18 protein-coding genes are annotated in these 14248 nt (G+C 68.9%); 16 read left to right on the top strand and 2 right to left on the bottom strand.

Annotated features, from left to right (window positions below; all coding sequences use genetic code 11):
* Positions 1-168: 168 nt before the first annotated feature.
* From nrdR to VI056_03160, 13 genes are all read left to right on the top strand, one after another.
* Complete coding sequence (gene nrdR / locus VI056_03220; protein ID HEY6202031.1) at positions 169-708, top strand: transcriptional regulator NrdR; 540 nt, start codon at positions 169-171, stop codon at positions 706-708.
* A 30-nt stretch (positions 709-738) separates the two neighbouring features.
* Positions 739-1431 (top strand): HAD-IA family hydrolase, encoded by a 693-nt coding sequence (locus tag VI056_03215; GenBank protein ID HEY6202030.1) that lies wholly within the window; start codon positions 739-741, stop codon positions 1429-1431.
* Complete coding sequence (dcd, locus tag VI056_03210; GenBank protein HEY6202029.1) at positions 1412-1984, top strand: dCTP deaminase; 573 nt, start codon at positions 1412-1414, stop codon at positions 1982-1984. Before VI056_03215 ends, dcd begins: the two co-directional genes overlap by 20 nt.
* Positions 1985-2284, top strand: a complete 300-nt coding sequence (locus tag VI056_03205; protein ID HEY6202028.1) for a YggT family protein — start codon at positions 1985-1987, stop codon at positions 2282-2284.
* Entirely contained in the window at positions 2284-2568 is a 285-nt protein-coding gene (locus VI056_03200; protein ID HEY6202027.1) for a DUF167 domain-containing protein, read from the top strand. Before VI056_03205 ends, VI056_03200 begins: the two co-directional genes overlap by 1 nt.
* Positions 2569-2597: 29 nt before the next feature.
* Positions 2598-3155 (top strand): sigma-70 family RNA polymerase sigma factor, encoded by a 558-nt coding sequence (locus tag VI056_03195; GenBank protein HEY6202026.1) that lies wholly within the window; start codon positions 2598-2600, stop codon positions 3153-3155.
* Entirely contained in the window at positions 3152-3550 is a 399-nt protein-coding gene (locus VI056_03190; GenBank protein ID HEY6202025.1) for a hypothetical protein, read from the top strand. The genes VI056_03195 and VI056_03190 overlap by 4 nt, the downstream gene beginning before the upstream one ends.
* 7 nt (positions 3551-3557) lie before the next feature.
* The gene (locus VI056_03185) at positions 3558-4028 is read left to right on the top strand and encodes a PspC domain-containing protein (protein HEY6202024.1); all 471 of its coding nucleotides are present in this window, start codon (positions 3558-3560) and stop codon (positions 4026-4028) included.
* Entirely contained in the window at positions 4025-4948 is a 924-nt protein-coding gene (locus tag VI056_03180) for a DUF5668 domain-containing protein (GenBank protein ID HEY6202023.1), read from the top strand. The genes VI056_03185 and VI056_03180 overlap by 4 nt, the downstream gene beginning before the upstream one ends.
* A 62-nt stretch (positions 4949-5010) precedes the next feature.
* Positions 5011-5868 (top strand): Rieske 2Fe-2S domain-containing protein, encoded by an 858-nt coding sequence (locus VI056_03175; protein HEY6202022.1) that lies wholly within the window; start codon positions 5011-5013, stop codon positions 5866-5868.
* 40 nt (positions 5869-5908) lie between these two features.
* Positions 5909-7270: a magnesium transporter gene (locus VI056_03170; protein HEY6202021.1), complete on the top strand. Its 1362-nt coding sequence runs from the start codon at positions 5909-5911 to the stop codon at positions 7268-7270.
* On the top strand, positions 7267-9132 hold the full coding sequence (locus VI056_03165; protein ID HEY6202020.1) for a DUF2207 domain-containing protein: 1866 nt from the start codon (positions 7267-7269) through the stop codon (positions 9130-9132). Before VI056_03170 ends, VI056_03165 begins: the two co-directional genes overlap by 4 nt.
* Before the next feature lie 72 nt (positions 9133-9204).
* On the top strand, positions 9205-10128 hold the full coding sequence (locus VI056_03160; GenBank protein HEY6202019.1) for a proline dehydrogenase family protein: 924 nt from the start codon (positions 9205-9207) through the stop codon (positions 10126-10128).
* Positions 10129-10177: 49 nt separating this feature from the next.
* On the opposite strand, the gene VI056_03155 is transcribed toward VI056_03160, so the two are convergent.
* Positions 10178-10885, bottom strand: a complete 708-nt coding sequence (locus VI056_03155) for a class I SAM-dependent methyltransferase (protein ID HEY6202018.1) — start codon at positions 10883-10885, stop codon at positions 10178-10180.
* 1 nt (position 10886) lies between these two features.
* Here VI056_03155 and VI056_03150 point away from each other — a divergent pair, with 1 nt between their 5' ends.
* The gene (locus tag VI056_03150) at positions 10887-11219 is read left to right on the top strand and encodes a cupin domain-containing protein (GenBank protein ID HEY6202017.1); all 333 of its coding nucleotides are present in this window, start codon (positions 10887-10889) and stop codon (positions 11217-11219) included.
* 39 nt (positions 11220-11258) lie between these two features.
* On the opposite strand, the gene VI056_03145 is transcribed toward VI056_03150, so the two are convergent.
* The gene (locus VI056_03145) at positions 11259-12143 is read right to left on the bottom strand and encodes a GGDEF domain-containing protein (GenBank protein HEY6202016.1); all 885 of its coding nucleotides are present in this window, start codon (positions 12141-12143) and stop codon (positions 11259-11261) included.
* A gap of 36 nt (positions 12144-12179) precedes the next feature.
* On the opposite strand from VI056_03145, the gene VI056_03140 reads away from it, so the two are divergent.
* On the top strand, positions 12180-12860 hold the full coding sequence (locus VI056_03140) for a response regulator transcription factor (GenBank protein ID HEY6202015.1): 681 nt from the start codon (positions 12180-12182) through the stop codon (positions 12858-12860).
* The coding region (locus tag VI056_03135) for an ATP-binding protein (protein HEY6202014.1) at positions 12861-14248 on the top strand (1388 nt) is incomplete at its 3' end. It abuts the gene before it with no gap.

Raw genomic sequence — 14248 nt, 5'->3', positions numbered from 1 at the left:
TGCTCATCGTTCTCTTGTTCCTGCTCGGGGTCGGCCACTAAGTCGATCCCTTCAGGCGTATCGATGGCGCGGGACAAGGACCCCGGCGCCGACCTCCGACGTCGGTCACCGGGGCCGCCGCGCGCTCGGTACTAGATTTTGTGCCCCCATCCCCCATATCTTGTGTATGTGCGTTGCCCTTCCTGCGGCCATGAGGACACCCGGGTCGTCGACTCCCGCGAGGCGGAGGACGGCGATTCGATCCGGCGCCGGCGCGCGTGCGACTCGTGTGGCGAGCGCTTCACGACGCGCGAGCGCTCCGAGTCGGCCCGGATCCAGGTCGTCAAGCGGGACGGGTCGCGCCAGGAATTCGACCGTCGCAAGCTCGCGAGCGCGATCGGAAAGGCGGCGTCGAAGCAGCTAGCCCCGGATGCGATCGATGGGCTGATCGACGACATCGAAGCGACGATCCGCCAGAGTGGTACGTCAGAAGTCGGTTCGCAGCGCATCGGCGAGATGGTCCTCGAGCGCCTCGCGGAGTCTGATCCGATGAGCTACCTGCGCTTCAAGATCGTCTACGCAGGCCTTCAAGATCCCGACGCCCTCTACGACGAGCTCGAAGCGCTCGTCCGCCGTCGGCAAGAGACGCGCGATCGCAAGTTCGCCGAGCAGACCACGCTGCCCATCGAGCCCGTGGTCGCGGGCACCGCGCGCCGTCGCAAGCGCTGACAGCACGGCGATGCCGGAGTCAGCGAGCACGTGAGCGTGCGCGCAGTGCTGTGGGATCTCGATGGGACGCTCACCGACAGCGTTCGCTTCGTGGTGGACACGGCGAATCGCGTGATCCAAGCGCACGGCGGATCGGCGCTCGAGTTCGAAAGCGTTGGTGCGATGACGGGCTTGCCGCTTGAAGCGATCTTTCGCATGGCGTGGCCTGATCTCACGCCCGACCTGGCGCAGCGCTATCGCACGGAGTACCGCGAGATCTACGACCGCGAGATCATTCCGGCGACGAAACTCTTCGACGGCGCGCGCGAGACGCTGCACGCGTTCCACGAGACCGGACTGCTTCAGGCGACGGTGACCGGCAAGCGTGCCGCGGACTGCGAGCGCATCCTGCGGGGTCTCGGAATCGCGAGCGAGATCGACGTCTACCTCGGTGGCGACTCGGTGCAGCGTCCGAAACCCGCTCCCGATCTTGCGCAGCATGCCATGGAGCGGCTCCGCTGCGAGCCGGGTGAATGCGTGGTGATCGGCGACGCGAAGGCGGACGTCGCGATGGGGAAGGCCGCGGGCGCGCACACGATCCAGGTGCTCTGGGGCTTCGCGCGCGAACGCATCGACGGTGCGGACCAGGTCGTCGCGACATGGTCCGAGCTGCGCGAGACGGTCTTCGCGCTCGCGGGGCGCGGCCACCCCATACTTCGCCGCGGTGGTGCTCTCGGATCGTGACATCCGCGCTGCGATCGCGTCGGGGCGCATCGGCATCGATCCTTTCGACCCGTCCTGTGTGCAGCCCGCCAGCATCGACATCCGGCTCGACCGCTTCTTCCGTGTCTTCCGCTCGAGCCGCCACGCCTACATCGATCTTGCGAAACCCCTGGACGACATCACCGAGCTCGTCGAAGTCGCCGAGACGGAGGCGTTCATCCTGCATCCCGGAGAGTTCGTGCTCGGCTCGACGCGGGAGCGCGTCCGCCTCTCCGACGAGATCGTGTCGCGCGTCGAGGGGAAAAGCAGCCTCGGTCGGTTGGGGCTTCTCATCCACAGCACCGCCGGGTTCATCGATCCGGCGTGGGACGGGCACATCACGCTGGAGCTCTCCAACGTGAACACCATCCCGATCACGCTGTATCCGGGGATGCGGGTCGGCCAGCTGTCGTTCTTTCCGCTCAGCAGCCCGGCGGAGCGGCCGTATGGTTCACCCGAGCTCGGGTCGAGCTACCAGGGGCAGATCGGGCCGACGCCCTCGCGCTACCGGCTCGATGTGCCGCGGAAGCCCTAGATGTGCGCCTCCTGCTTCCTCCTCGTCTTCCTCGAGGCCTTCATCAATGTCGTCGCGCAGGCGCTCGTTGTGGCGATCTTCGTTCGGGTGATCATGTCGTGGGTCCCCATGCGGCTACCGCTCGGTCTGAGCGAGCTCGTTTGGAACGTCACCGAGCCGGTGCTCGCGCCGATCCGCCGCTACATGCCGATCGCGGGAGGTATGGATTTCTCCCCGTTCATCGCGCTGCTGCTCATTCAGATCATCACGAGCATCATCCTGCGCGTACTGCCGCCGGCGATCCCGAACCCTCCCTTCTGATGCTGGCGGTCCGCCGCGAGGGCGAGCGCCTGGTGTTCACGATCCGCGTGACGCCGCGCGCGTCCGCGAATACGGTCGCCGGCGTACGCGATGGCGTGCTCCTGGTCCGCGTGACCGCGCCGCCGATCGAGGGCAAGGCGAACGACGCTGTCGTGGCGCTCCTCGCGAAGACGCTCGGCGCGCCGCGGGGTGCGATCCGCCTCGTCCGAGGCGCGAGCGCTCGCACCAAACGCGTGAGCGTGCCGCAGGACGCTGAGGCCGCCCTGCAGCGCTTGACGAAATGACGGGCTCCTGGCGGTCGTATGGAAGGAGAATGACCGCCCATGCGAGCCTTGCTGCGCTCTTTCCGACCGCGCTCGCCCGTACCGGTCGCGTGATCTTCGCTGACGCGGTCCGGGAGCATCAGGACGAGGTCTACGGCGTGGCGCTTCGGATCCTCGGCGACCGCGACGCGGCGCGGGAGGCGGCGAGCGCGGCCTTCCTGAAGGCCTATCGCAGCTGGGATCGCTACGACCAGACGCGGCCCGTCCGCTACTGGCTGCTACGTATCGCCGCCAACGAGGCGATCAGCGTGGGACGCTCGCGCACCCGCGAGCGAGCGCGCACCGCGAGCGTCGACGCCGCGGCCGGCGTGCCCGACCCGGCCCAGACGCCGGATCAGGTGCTCGTGGCGCGCGAGGAGCGTGACCGCGTGCGCGCGGCCGTCGCGGTACTGCCGGAGCTGTACCGCGTCCCGGTCGTACTTCGCTACTTCAGCGAGCTGTCGATCGAGGAGATCGCCGCCGTGACCGGCCGACCGGCGGCGACGGTCGGCGTCCAGCTTCTGCGCGCACGCGCGCTCCTGCGAACGACGTTGGAGGCCCGACCATGACCGATCCCGGAAGCGAGCTCCTTGATGAGAAGACACTGCGCCGGGCGCTGCGCCTCGAGGCGGACGAGCGCGCGCCAGTCTTCGATCCAGCGGCCATCGCGGCAGCGGCTCGGGTGCGGCCGCGCATGGTCCTGGTCAGCGCGTTCGCCGCGCTCGCGGTCGGTATCGTCGGTGCTGTCGCCGTGTGGTCCGCGGTCGCCTTCTTCCTGCCCGCGCTCGTCGCCGACGCATTCGATCTGGGACTCGGAACGCTGGCGTTGGTGGCGGTACCCGTGAGCGCGATCTGGAGCGTCGTGCAGCAGCCGGTCGTGCCTCTGAGCCTGGTCGTCGCCATCGCGATCGCAACGCTGCACGAGCTGCGTGAACTGTCATTCACAAGGTCATATGGAAGGTAGGGTGGGAATGCCAAGTCGTCTCGAACGGAGCATCACCAACAAGGTCGTCGCCGGCGTGTGCGGCGGTATCGCGGAATACCTGCAGGTCGATCCGACGCTGGTGCGCGTCTTCGTCGTGGTGGCGACGATCCTCAGCGGCGGACTCGGACTGCTCGCCTACATCGGCGCTGTGATCTTCATGCCGCTCCCTGGTCAGCCTGCGCCCTTCGTGAAGACGACCAACGTCAGCACGTCCACGCTGGACGGGGCAGCGAATCGCGGCGAGCCGGCGGCAGGGACGCCGGTCGTCGCGGCTCCTGAGGACCCTGAAGCGACGGAGCGCCGGCGCGCGTCGTTCGGCCTCGTTCTCATCGCGCTCGGTGCCATCTTCCTGCTCAGCAACGCGGGAGTGTTCCGCATCGTTCGCTGGGATCTCGCATGGCCGCTCGTGTTCATCGCGATCGGCGTGCTGTTGCTCGCGCAGCGAGTGCGGCGATGACCACATCGGGTGCGGCGATGACCACGCGTCGTGGGCTTTTCTGGCCTCTCCTTCTCATCACGATCGGCCTGGTGTTCCTGCTCGTGAACTTCGGCTTCATTCCAGGCGTGACCGCGCTCTCGCTGCTGAGCCTGTGGCCGCTCCTGCTGGTCCTCGCGGGGATCGACATCGCGATCGGTCGGCGCTGGCCGCTCGCGGCCCTTGGCATCGACGTCGCGGTCATCGCCCTCGGTCTCGCGCTGCTCGCGACCCAGCCGACGTTCGTCGGCGGTCCGTTCTTCGTCATCGGTGACGGGGGAGCGGGCGGCGGCGAACGCGATGTCACCGTCGCCCGGCAGGGCGTCACCTCGCTTTCGCTCGACCTCAACGGCGGGGCGGGGCGCTTCCGCGTGAGCGGAGGAAGCGCGACGCTGGTCGAGGCGCACAGCGCGAGCCAGGATCTCCGGCTGCGGCGATCGGACATCGACCGCGGGGGTGCCCACGCCAGTGTGCGCATCGACCAGAGCGGAAACCGTCGCGTCGGCGGCACGACGATCGACGTCGAGGCGCGTATCGCGAGCGACGTCGAGACCGCACTCTCGATCGACGGCGGTGCGGGGGAATTCGTCATCGATCTGCGCGATGTGAAGCTCACCAGCGCGGATATCAACGTCGGCGCGGCGCAGCTCACGTTGACCCTTCCGAAGCCGGCTGGCGCGGCCGCGATCGACGTGAATGCGGGCGCTTCCAGCATCATCATCGAAGTCCCTGACGGCGTCGAAGCACGCGTCACGACGACCGGTGCGCTGTTGACCCTGCGGAGCTCCAACCCGCGCGTGACCGCGAGCGGGAGCGCGGCGCAGACATCCGGATATGACTCAGCGACGGCACGCGTCACCGTGCGCGTCACGGCCGGCGTCAGCTCGATCACGGTCCGCTAGCAGCGCTGGCGGAAGGGCCGCCTCAGCACGCCTCGGTCCGCATCCTGCAGAATCGCGGCGGAATGATCCGCCGCTGGCTGGAGCCGATCCTGAACGCGCAGGCCGGGTGGGCGGACCCGCTCGGCGACCTGTTCCAGCGCATCTTCCGCGCGCTGTACGGACCCTTCCCGGCCCTGCGCGACCTGCTGCATGGGACCTGGCTCGGGCACCCGGTGCATCCGATGATCACCGACGTTCCGATCGGTGCATTCATCATCGCCACGGTCCTCGACGTGGTGGGGCAGCCCGTCGCAGCGGCGTGGGCCGTCGGTGTTGGCCTCGTGAGCATGCTCGGCGCTGCGCTCGCGGGCTACGCCGACTACATCGATCTCGAAGGCGCGAGCAAGCGCATCGGCAGCTTGCACTCCACGTCGATGCTCGTCGCGCTCGTTCTGTACGTCGTCTCGCTCGGCGCACGCCTGGGCTGGTGGCCGCTGTTCGCCGGTGGCGCAGCGTGGACCGCCGGCATCGGGCTTCTCTTCGTGGTCGTCGGCGGTTATCTCGGGGGCGACCTCGTCTTCGATCTCGGCAGCCAGGTCGATCGCCATGCCTGGCGCGGCGGCGGGACGAAGTGGCAAGCGCTCGACATCGAAAGCGTGCCCGAGGACAAGCCAACGAAAGCCAAAGCGGGCGCGCAGACCCTCGTTGTCGTGCGACGGGGAGAGAAGATCTTCGCCATGCACGACACGTGTTCCCATCAAGGGTGCTCGCTGTCGGAGGGCAAGCTCGTCGACGAGGGGAAACGCATCGAGTGCAAATGCCACGGGTCGCGCTTCGAGCTCGCCGATGGCAGCGTGAACCGCGGACCCGCGGTCTTCCCGCAACCGCACTACGACGTTCGCCGCGCCGAGGGCAAGATCGAGGTCAAGCGGACCCACTGAACGAGCGTCGAGCGGTCGGTCGTTCGGCGATACTGTCCGCGTGGCCGAAGCCGAGACGATCCAGCGCGTCGCCGCGAAGGTCCTCACGCTCGCCGACCTCGAGCTCGACACCCTCCGTGCCCTCAATGCGGAGTACCTGCGCCACCATCCGGAAGAGGTCGCCGCCTTCCTGAACGAGCGCTCGCCCGAGGACACGGCCCTGCTCCTCGCGCGCGCGCCCACTCCGACGGCCGCGGCGCAGATCCTCGAACGTCTCAACCCGCGCGTCGCGGCGGAGGTGTTGATGCTCCTCGACGACGTCCTCGTGCGTGCCATGCTCGCCGTAACGAATCCCGCGAAAGCCGCGCCGATCATCGGCGGACTCGACCCGCTCGCACGTGACAGGCAGCTCGCGCGGCTCGACGAGCGCGTCGCGCAGCAGATCGTCGAGCTCCTCGCGTACCCCGCGGAGTCGGCCGGCTCGCTCATGGACCCGCGTATCAGCGCATTCGGGCCGGACACGACCGTGGAAGGGGCCCTGCGAAAGATGCGCACCTTCAAGGAGAAGGAGCTCGGCTCGATCTATCTGATGGACCGTGAGGGCAAGCTCGCCGGTGCGGTGCCGCTGGGCGAGATCGCGACGGCCGAGCCCGACACGCCCCTGCGCGATCTCATCCGCGGCGAGCCGGTCTCGGTGTTCGTCAACGCTACGCGCGAGGACGTCGTGAAAGCGCTCGACGAGCGACGCGTCGCGACGCTGCCGGTCGTCGATTCGGAGTCCAAGCTGGTCGGCGTCATCCGTTACCGGACGCTCGTCGCGGCCGCCGAGGCCGAGGCGACGATGGGCATCCAGACGATGGTCGGTGTCGGCAAAGAGGAGCATGCGCTATCGCGCGTCCGCTTCGCCGTCCGCTCACGCCTGCCGTGGCTCGAGATCAATCTCGCCACCGCGTTCGCGGCCGCGTTCGTCGTCGGGCTGTTCGAGGGGACGATCGCGCAGTTCACGGCACTTGCGGTGCTCATGCCGGTCGTCGCCGGCCAGTCCGGCAACAGCGGGATGCAGGCCCTCGCCGTCACGATGCGCGGGCTGGCGCTCCGCGAGGTCCGGCCGACGCACTGGCCGCGCCTCATCTGGAAAGAAGCGGGCACCGGCATCATCAACGGGATCGCCTGCGCCGTGGTGACCGGGATCGCCGTGTACTTCTGGAGCCGCAGCATGGGCCTCTCCTTCGTCATCGGCATGGCGATGATCATCTCGATGAGCCTTGCGGGGATGGCGGGTGCGGCGGTGCCGCTGGTCCTGAAAGCCCTCGGGCAGGACCCGGCGCAGTCGTCGTCCATCGTCCTCACGACGATCACCGACATCAGTGGCTTCATGGCGTTCCTGGGACTCGCCACCGTCTTCTCCAGCCTCCTGACATGAGCGCAGGCGCGCGCCGCCTCGCCGCGGGCGCCCTCCTCGCCGCGGTCGCGCTGCTCGTGCTGTTCGGCGCTCCCGCTCGGGCGGACGAGGGTTGGATCATCGAACGCTTCGCGTCGGAGATGAACATCCAGGCTGACGGCTCTGTTCTCGTGACCGAGAACATCGATGTCAACTTCCAGAGCCTGAGCGATCGGCACGGGATCTTCCGTGAGATCCCGGTGCGGTACCGCTGGGATGCCGATCCAAAGCTCGTCAGGGTGTACCGGGTGAGCGTGCAGTCGGTCCGAGATCTGAACGGACGCCCACTGAGCTACGAGACGAGCCAGAGCGGCGCGAACCTGCAGATCAAGATCGGTGACGCGAGCCGCATCGTGACGGGGAAGCAGACGTATCGCATCGCGTACACGGTCCGCGGCGCGCTCAACACCTTTGCGGACCACGACGAGCTGTTCTGGAACGTGAACGGTGGCGAATGGCCCGTGCAGATGCTCGCGGTCAGCGTCACCGTGTTCAGCCCCAACGCGTTCACGTCGGTGGCTTGCTACGAGGGCCCGAGCGGCTCGACGAAGCCATGTCGCAGCTCGTTCGCGCCGGATCGGGCCGCGTTCAGCTCGACGAGCATCCTGCCGGCCGGAGACCAGCTCACCGTCGTCACGGCCCTGCGCAAGGGCGCCGTCGCTGTTCCCGCGCCGATGCTCGAGGCAGGCGAGCGCGACGTGGCGGACTTCTTCGAGGCGACGCCATGGACGATCGGCGGCGCGCTCGTCGCGATGATCGGTGGCCTCGGTCTCGTCGCGCGGCAGTGGTGGACGGCCGGCCGCGACGAGCGCGAGCACGAAACGATCGTCGCGGAGTACGAGCCACCGGAGAAGATCAGGCCGGCGCAGGCGGGACTTCTCATGGACGAGAGCGCCGACACGAAGGACGTGACCGCGACGATCGTCGATCTCGCGGTGCGCGGCTATCTGACGATCGCCGAGCTCCCGGCGACGGGGATCTTCGCCAAGAAGGATTGGTCCCTCACACGCACCGACGGCAAGGCGCATCCGGAGGCGCTGCAGGACTACGAGCGCACGATCTTCGACGGGCTCTTCGGATACGGCGCGATGGACGCCACGCAGCGGGCCGTCGTCTCGTTGATCCAGCGGTTCAGCGACCGGGCCGGCGCCGCCGAGGCGACGAAAGCCTCATTCCAGTCGACGCCCACCGACGTCGTGAAGCTGTCCGAGCTCAAGGAGCACTTCTATACGACGCTCGCGAAAGCGCAGCGCGAGCTCTACGCGGACTCGGTCGCTCGCAAGTGGTTCGCCGCCGATCCGCAGCGCGTCCGGCAGATCTACACGGCGCTCGGCTTCGGCGCGCTCATCGTCGCGGGATTCCTGGTGTTCTGGCTCGGCTCGTCGTTCGGCGCGGGCTTCATCGGTCTTGGCGCGGTCGTCCCCGCCGTCGCGCTTCTCGGCGTCGCGTCGCGGATGCCGCGGAAGACCCGCGCCGGCGCCGAGCTCTTCCGCCGCACCATGGGATTCCGGCATTACATGGAGATCGCCGAGAAGGAACGGCAGCGCTTCGCCGAGCGCGAGAACATCTTTTCCGCGTATCTGCCGTACGCGATCGTGTTCGGCTGCGTCGAGAAGTGGGCCCGCGCGTTCTCCGACATCGACGCCGTTGCCGCGACGTCGAGCTGGTACACCGGCAGCGCGCTCGGCTCATTCTCCGCGAACGATCTCTCGAGCAACCTCAGCTCGTTCTCGAACCAGGTCTCGTCCACGATCGCCTCGACGCCCGGCGGGAGCGGCGGCAGCGGTTTCAGTGGCGGCGGGTCGGGCGGGGGTGGTGGCGGGGGCGGCGGAGGGAGCTGGTAGCGGCGAGCGAACTCGGCTGCCACCGACGAATAGGGACGCTCCCCGCGGTGGCACGCGTCAAACTGGGCGTTGATGATGCGGCGACTGCTCTTGTGGATGGCCGAGAACCCCTGGCTCCGCCGCACCGTCCCGCGCCTGACCTTCGCCCGACGGGCCGTGCTCCGTTTCATGCCCGGCGCGGATGCGGACTCGGCGCTGGACGCGGCCGTGAAGTTCAGGAAGGACCGCATCTCCGCCGTCCTCACTCAGCTTGGCGAGAACATCACCAGGATCGAAGAGGCGGAGGAGGTCGTGGCCGATTACCTCGCGCTGCTCGACCGGATCGGGACCGATCAGCTGGACGCCGACATCTCCGTGAAGCTCACACAGCTCGGCCTCGATCTCGATGGCGAGCGGGCCTTTGGAAATGTACGTCGGCTCGCCGAACGGGCAGCAACGATCGGGCGCACGGTGTGGATCGATATGGAGGGAAGCGCATACACCGAGCGCACCGTGAGCCTCTACGAGCGGGTCAGGCGGGTGCACGCGAACACCGGCGTGTGCCTGCAGGCATACCTGCGTCGTTCCGCTGCCGACATTCAGCGTCTGCTGCCGCTGGACCCCGTCATACGCCTCGTCAAGGGCGCGTACGCGGAGCCCGCGTCGATCGCATTCCAGACGCGCGAGGAGGTCGACCGGAACTTCGTCGCGCTCTCGAATGCCATGCTCGCCGCGGCTCGCGACGGCAGCCGCATCCGTATCGGGCTCGGCACGCACGACGTTCGCCTGCTCGAGGAGATCGCCAGATCCGCCGCGGCGCTTGGCCTACCCAAAGCGTTGCCCGAAGTGCAGATGCTCTACGGGATCCGCGTCGACGAGCAACGGCGCCTCGCGCGCGAGGGGCACGCGGTCCGAGATCTCATCTCATACGGTCGGGCGTGGTACCCGTGGTACATGCGGCGACTCGCCGAGCGTCCGGCGAACGTTCTCTTCGCGCTACGCCAGCTGCTCCCCTGACCGTGCGTTCCGCCCGGATGCTGGATGAACTGCCGGGCTCGCCGAGCCCCTAGGCGCTGCGCCGGAAGGCGGCCTCATAGATCACCGGCGCCCCGCCACCAGGTGTCCCCGGCCGCGACCGGTTGTACTCGCTGAGAGGAACCGACGGCTCACTCACGAATCCGGCGGCGCTCAGCTCTGAGACGAGCTGCTCCTCGGTGAGGAAACACTGCGGCTCGCCCGAGAACTGCGTGAACACGAATGCCTCGCCCGCGACCGGCTCGGCGCTCGGCGGGAGCGTATGGCGCGAGAACGTGAACACGAACAGCGCGGCGCCGATCTTGGCCACGCGCGCGGCGTCACGCACCGCGCGTCGAAAGTCCGCGGAGGACCGCGCGAGGTTCCATATGCCGTGCGCGATCACGAGATCGCAGCTGCCGTCTCGCACCGGAAGCATGTCCATCGGCGCCTGGACGAGGCCGACGCGGTCCTCGAGTCGATCATCCCGCGCGCGCTGAGCGGCAGCTCGGAGCATCGGCCACGAGAGGTCGACGCCGGTGACCTGCCAGCCGAGGCGCGCGAGCGGTACGGCGTTGCGGCCGGCGCCGCACCCGACGTCAAGCGCGTGCGCATTCGAGAGGCGGCGCAGTTCGCGGTCCGCGAACGCCATCAGGACGGCGTTTGGTGCTGACCGGGCGAATCCGGCCACCGTTGTCGCGGAGCTCCATGTCGAGCCCGCGAGCGGGTCGGTCGGTCGTGACATGATGACGACGTCCACTATGACTCAGACGATCGCGCCCGCTGAAGTGCTTTCGCTGCGGTCGCTCGTGACGCCCACCGAGCAGGGGATCGCGAGCCGCGTTCTTGCGAAGACCGCAGGGGGCAATCTCACGCTGTTCGCCTTCGACAGCGGCCAGGGACTCACCGAACACACCTCGCCCTTCGATGCGCTGGTACTGGTGCTCGAGGGCGCGCTCGATCTCAGCATCGGCGGCGCGTCGGTCCGTGCCACGCCGGGGACGATCGTCCGCATGCCGGCGGGCAAGCCGCACGCCCTCGAGGCGCCCGAGGCGTGCCGCATGTTGCTCATCATGCTCCGCGACGCTCCGTAGCCTTCGGCGCGGTGATGAGTCGGAGGATCTCCGGCTTGCCTAGCGATGCTCGTCGGCGATCTCGGAGGAGACGCAGTAGCGACCACCACCGAGTACCTGCGCGCGGTCGGCCGCGGCGAGCGCGGCGCCAAGCAGCGTGACCGGATCGTTCGCATCCCGCGGGAACTCCGCCACGCCGATGCTGCAGTGGACCGAACGCGCGTGGCCGACGACGTCGAATGGCTCGGCCAGCACCAGCAGCAAGCGGACAGCCACCACCGCCGCGTCGTTGCTGCTCGTAAGCGCGCTGAGGACCGCGAGGAACGAATCGTCCGAAAGCCGCGCAGGCACATCGCTGGCTCGGACGAACGCGGTGATCCGCTTCGCGAACTGGCGGATCACCTCGTCGGCCGCCACATGGCCGTCGACGGAATCGCGAAGCTGCCGGAACCGATCGAGCTTCATGCTCAGGAGGCCGACTGACCGCTTGTCGCGCCGCGCGAGCGCGATCGCCTGCTCGACATGGAGCAACGCGAGCTCGCGCCCGGGAAGGTTCGTTGCGCTGTCGATCAGACCGAGCGAGCGGAGCTGCCCGCGCGTGTCTCGCAGATGCACCTGGGACGTCGCGTCGGTGAACATCACCACCGTGTAGCCGTGTCCGTCGACCCGCAGCGTCGACTGGCGCACCTCGACCCACTTGCCTTCGCGTATCTCGATCAACGCCTTTGGTGTGGTCGTGAACTTCCCGACGTTCTGCTCGGCGATCGCGATCGAGGACCATCCGGTGATCGCGCCCGCGGCGGCGTTCCAATACACGAGGTCGCCCTCGGCTCCGACGATGGCGACGCCGTCCCGCGTCTCCCGCGCGAGCAGGCCCGCGAGAGCCAAGGCCTCGCCGTGGAGCGGCGCTGGGAGTGTCCGCCGGTCGGAGAGCCGATCGCTCATCAGGACCACTATGACCCCTGCCCCATCATCCTTTGCGTGAACGCACGCAGGCGGATCCTCGTGGTCGATGACGACGCTCGTCTCGCGGCGTCGCTGCGGCGCGCGCTCGCGTACGAGGGCTACACGGTGGACGTCGAGACAAGCGGGCCTGCGGCGCTCGTCGCTGCGCGCGATCAGTCTCCCGACCTCGTCGTGCTCGACGTCATGCTGCCTGGCCTCGACGGCGTCGAGGTCTGCCGGCGCCTGCGCGCGGGCTCCGACCTGCCGATCCTGATGCTGACCGCGCGCGACGCCGTCTCCGACCGCGTCGCGGGTCTCGATGCCGGTGCCGATGACTACCTCGTCAAGCCCTTCGCATACGACGAGCTGCTCGCGCGCGTGCGCGCGCTTCTTCGCCGCCGCGCGCCTGGCGGTCGCGAGAGCCTGCGCTGTGCGGATCTGGTGATGGATGTCTCCGCGCACGAGGTCCGGCGCGGCGATCGCGCCGTCGAGCTGACCGCGCTCCAGTTCAACCTGCTCGAGCACTTCCTGCGGCACCCGCGACAGGTGCTGGAACGCGATCGGCTCTTGGAGTCGGTCTGGGGGCTCGACACCGACGCGGTCTCCAACGTCGTCGATGTCACGATCGCGGACCTCCGAGCCCGGATCGAGATGGACGGCCAGCCGCGACTGTTGCAAACGGTGCGCGGCGTCGGCTACGTCCTCCGCGAGCCTTAGATGCGGCTGCGGCGACGACTCGCTCTCTACGGCACCAGCGTCGCCGCCGCCGGGATGTTCCTGTTCATCGTCATCCTGTCCGGCCTCGGCGCGAACGGCGTGCGCGAAGATCAGGACCGGAATCTGGCGGCGATGGCCGACGCCGCTGCCGCATCTCTGGAGCGGGGTGGCGCGGCCCCGGCGGCGGATCGGCCGCTCATCGTTGTGGATCTGCGTGCGAGCACCGAGCCGTTCCTGTTGGTGCTGGCGACCAACGGGACCGTGCGCTACGCGTCGGGCCTGCTCGACGGCTCGCCGCCTCGCGTCCCGGCCGCGGTCGTGGTCGAGGCCACCGAGCGCGGCCGCTCGGTCGCGACGATCACCGATGCGAGCGCGGCAGGGGGGATCCGATCCGGCGAAGCGCCCGCACTCCGCATCGCCGCACGCAAATGGACGAGCTCATCCGACAACGGCATCGTCGTGGCCGGCCAGTCGGCGGCGTTCCCGAACAACCAGATCGCGGGCTTTCGCGCCTTCCTCGTGATCGCCGCGATCGTCACGCTCATCGTGGTCGCGATCGTGTCGTGGCTCGTCGCCGGACGGGCGGTGCGTCCGCTGCTCACGCTGGCGCAGACCACCGAAGCGATCGGAAGCACGGGCGACCTGTCGCGGCGGTTGGCTCCGAGCCGGAGTCGCGACGAGGTCGGTCTGCTCACGACGAGCTTCAACGCGATGCTCGAGCGCCTCCAGGCCGCGCAAGCCGAGCTCGGTGCCGCACTCGCCGCGCAGCAGCGGTTCGTGGCGGATGCGTCGCATGAGCTGCGCACGCCGCTCTCGACGATCCGGACGAACGCGGAGTTCCTCCGCGAGCGGCCGGATGCGGCCGCGGACGACCGCGCCGAGGCGATCGCCGACGTGGTGAGCGAAGCGGAGCGCATGAGCCGGCTCGTCGACGGCCTGCTCGTGCTCGCACGCGCCGATGCCGGGGTCGCGATCGAACGACGACCTACCGACGTTCGAGCGGTGGCCGCGGAAGAGGCGCGTCGCTTCCGCCCGATGGGCCGTGGGCGCGACGACGCGGACCGCGTGCGCGTCACCGCCGCGGGATCCGCCCTCGTGTCCGGCGATGCTGACGCCCTCGGCAGGGCGATCCGTGCTCTCCTCGACAACGCCTTCCGGCACGGCAGCCCGCCGATCGGGATCACGGTCACGAGCCGCGACAGCCGCGTCCAGCTCGAGGTCCGGGACGCCGGACCGGGGCTACCCGCGGGCAGCGAGGAGCGGGTCTTCGATCGCTTCTACCGCGCCGATCCCGCGCGCAGCGGCGAGGGGACCGGCATCGGTCTGTCGATCGCGCGCGCGATCGCCGAGGCGCACGGTGGCACGATCCGCGCGGGCAACGCGGACGG

It is taken from the genome of Candidatus Limnocylindria bacterium (assembly GCA_036523395.1).
GTDB lineage: Bacteria > Chloroflexota > Limnocylindria > P2-11E > P2-11E > CF-39.
Note: the sequence above shows the minus strand (reverse complement) of the source record. Positions and strands in the feature narration are given on the sequence as shown.

Excerpts from the sequence above, each read along its gene's own strand:
- VI056_03205 (HEY6202028.1), top strand. The coding sequence starts at position 1,985 with ATGTGCGCCTCCTGCTTCCTCCTCGTCTTCCTCGAGGCCTTCATCAAT.
- VI056_03200 (HEY6202027.1), top strand. The coding sequence starts at position 2,284 with ATGCTGGCGGTCCGCCGCGAGGGCGAGCGCCTGGTGTTCACGATCCGC.
- VI056_03195 (HEY6202026.1), top strand. The coding sequence starts at position 2,598 with ATGACCGCCCATGCGAGCCTTGCTGCGCTCTTTCCGACCGCGCTCGCC.
- VI056_03190 (HEY6202025.1), top strand. The coding sequence starts at position 3,152 with ATGACCGATCCCGGAAGCGAGCTCCTTGATGAGAAGACACTGCGCCGG.
- VI056_03185 (HEY6202024.1), top strand. The coding sequence starts at position 3,558 with ATGCCAAGTCGTCTCGAACGGAGCATCACCAACAAGGTCGTCGCCGGC.
- VI056_03180 (HEY6202023.1), top strand. The coding sequence starts at position 4,025 with ATGACCACATCGGGTGCGGCGATGACCACGCGTCGTGGGCTTTTCTGG.
- VI056_03175 (HEY6202022.1), top strand. The coding sequence starts at position 5,011 with ATGATCCGCCGCTGGCTGGAGCCGATCCTGAACGCGCAGGCCGGGTGG.
- VI056_03165 (HEY6202020.1), top strand. The coding sequence starts at position 7,267 with ATGAGCGCAGGCGCGCGCCGCCTCGCCGCGGGCGCCCTCCTCGCCGCG.
- VI056_03160 (HEY6202019.1), top strand. The coding sequence starts at position 9,205 with ATGATGCGGCGACTGCTCTTGTGGATGGCCGAGAACCCCTGGCTCCGC.
- VI056_03150 (HEY6202017.1), top strand. The coding sequence starts at position 10,887 with ATGACTCAGACGATCGCGCCCGCTGAAGTGCTTTCGCTGCGGTCGCTC.
- VI056_03145 (HEY6202016.1), bottom strand. The coding sequence starts at position 12,143 with ATGAGCGATCGGCTCTCCGACCGGCGGACACTCCCAGCGCCGCTCCAC.